Consider the following 2,255-nt stretch of genomic DNA (forward strand, 5'->3'; position numbering starts at 1 on the left):
CCGGCGAGTGCGACCACCGGATAGATCTGAGCCAACGGGCCCGGCACGGCCTGACGGTGTAGGCACGCCCGCGCAGCGCGTGCGGGGCGTGGGGAGGCCAAAGGGGCGGGGCACCAGTTCGCCACTGGTTCCCCGCCCCTCATGCATGGTGCTGCTAGTCGTCGCCGAGAATGACCCCGCCATCGGAGAACGGCAAGGTGTCCTCCACCAGTTCGTGCCCGATCTTGGTGGTCTGCGCCGCGTGCTCGGGGCTGGGCAGCGTCTGATCCAGTTCCCGCGCCGAGACCGGGTCCGCGCTTTGCGTGTCGGCCGGCAGCACGCCGCCAAGCAGCGCGATGGACTGCGCCAGCGGCACCCCGGAGCCGTCCCGCTTGCCGAACTCGGTGGGCAGGGCGCGCACCACCCCGGCCGCGGAGCTGGCCCGGGCCGGGCCCGGCCCGGCATAGGCCAGGCTCAGCTTGTCCTCGCCCTTGGTGAAGCGGTGGGCGCGCACCCCGGCGGTGGCCCGCCCCTTGAGCGGGAACTGGTCCAGCTCGGTGAGCTTGACCGACTGCCCGGAGGTGCCCGGCAGCGTCTGGGAGCCGACCGCCACGGTGGCCACCACCGCGGAGGCGTCATTGGCCGGCACCACGCCGAAGTAGATCACGAAGTCCTCCGCCCCCAGCTTGATGCCGGACATGCCCCCGGCGGTGCGGCCCTGGGCGCGCACCGTGGAGGCGGTGAAGCGCAGCAGCTGGGCCTGCGCGGTGATGAAGACCAGCTCGTCCTCATCCTCGGCCACCGCGGCCCCGATCACCTCGTCCTTGCCCTTGAGGGTAATCGCCTCGAACTCGTCACGGTTCAGCGGGTAGTCCGGGTTCACGCGCTTGACCACGCCGTTGCGGGTACCCAGCGCGAAGACGCGGTTCAGCGGGACCAGCGCCACCGCCTTCTCGCCCTTGGGCAACTTCAGGAACTCGCTGACCGACACCCCGCCGGCCAGCTGCGGGAAGCCATGGCCCTCGCCCAGCGCCGGGACGTCGATCATTGACACCCGGATGATCCGCCCGGTGCTGGTCAGTGCGCCGATTTCGCCGCGGGCGCTGGTGGGCACCTCGGAGAGCAGCACATCGTGCTTCACCCGGGAGCCGGCAAAATCCAGCGGCGTGCGGTCGTGGGTGCGCGCGATCTGCCCGGAGGCCGAGAGCAGCGCCCGGCAGGGGCGGTCGGCGACCTCCATAGCCAGGGTGGCCTTCTTGCCGCTGCCCACCGCCTCGGGCAGCACGGTGCCCTTCAGCGGCTTGGTCTCCGCATCCTTGGCCAGCACGGTGCGCCGCGGGGAGGCGAAGGTTTCGGCGGTCTGCTCCAGCTCCCCGGAGACCACCTCACGCAGCCGGGCGTCGGAGCCCAGGATGGCTCGCAGCTCCTCGATCTCCTTGCGCAGCTGCTCGGCCTCGGCCTCCAGCTCGATGCGCGAATACTTGGTCAGCTGGCGCAGGCGCAGCTCCAGGATGTGGTTGGCCTGCGCCTCGGAGAGGTCAAAGACCGTCATCAGCCGTTCGCGGGCCTCATTGGTGGCCTCGGAGGAGCGGATGATCGCGATGACATCGTCAATGTCCACGATGGCGATCAGCAGGCCCTCGACAAGGTGCAGGCGTTCCTCCCGCTTGGCCAGCCGGTGCGTGGTGCGCCGGCGCACCACCTCCAGGCGGTGTTCGACGTACACCTGCAGCAGCTCGCGCAGCCCCAGGGTGCGCGGCTGGCCCTCGACCAGGGTGACGTTGTTGATGCCGAAGGAGTCCTCCATCGGGGTGTACTTGTACAGGCTGGCCAGCACCGCGTTCGGGTTGAAGCCGTTCTTCAGCTCGATGACCAGTTTCAGCCCGTGCTGCCGGTCGGTCAGATCCACCACGTCGGAGATGCCGGCAATCTTCTTGTTGCCCACCCCGTCCTTGATTTTCTGGATGACCTTCTCCGGGCCGACCGTGTAGGGCAGCTCGGTGACCACCAGGGCGGACTTGCGCGCCGAGATCTTCTCCAGCGCCACCTTCGCCCGGGTGCGGAACGCCCCGCGCCCGGTGCGGTAGGCGTCGCGGATCCCGTCCAGGCCCACAATGGTGCCCCCGGAGGGCAGGTCCGGGCCGGGGACGAACTTCATCAGGTCCTCGACCGTGGCCTCGGGGTGCTCGATCAGGTGGCGGGCCGCGGCGATCACCTCGCCCAGGTTGTGCGGGGCCATGTTGGTGGCCATGCCCACCGCGATGCCGGTGGCGCCG

Annotated in this window: 1 protein-coding gene; it reads right to left on the reverse strand. The window is 70.1% G+C overall.

Annotated features, from left to right (window positions below; genetic code table 11):
• Positions 1 to 154: 154 nt before the first annotated feature.
• A partial coding sequence (locus tag RCJ92_RS15660; protein ID WP_446755089.1) for a DNA gyrase subunit A occupies positions 155 to 2,255 on the reverse strand: 2,101 nt, incomplete at its 5' end.

This window comes from Glutamicibacter sp. BSL13, assembly GCF_052928425.1.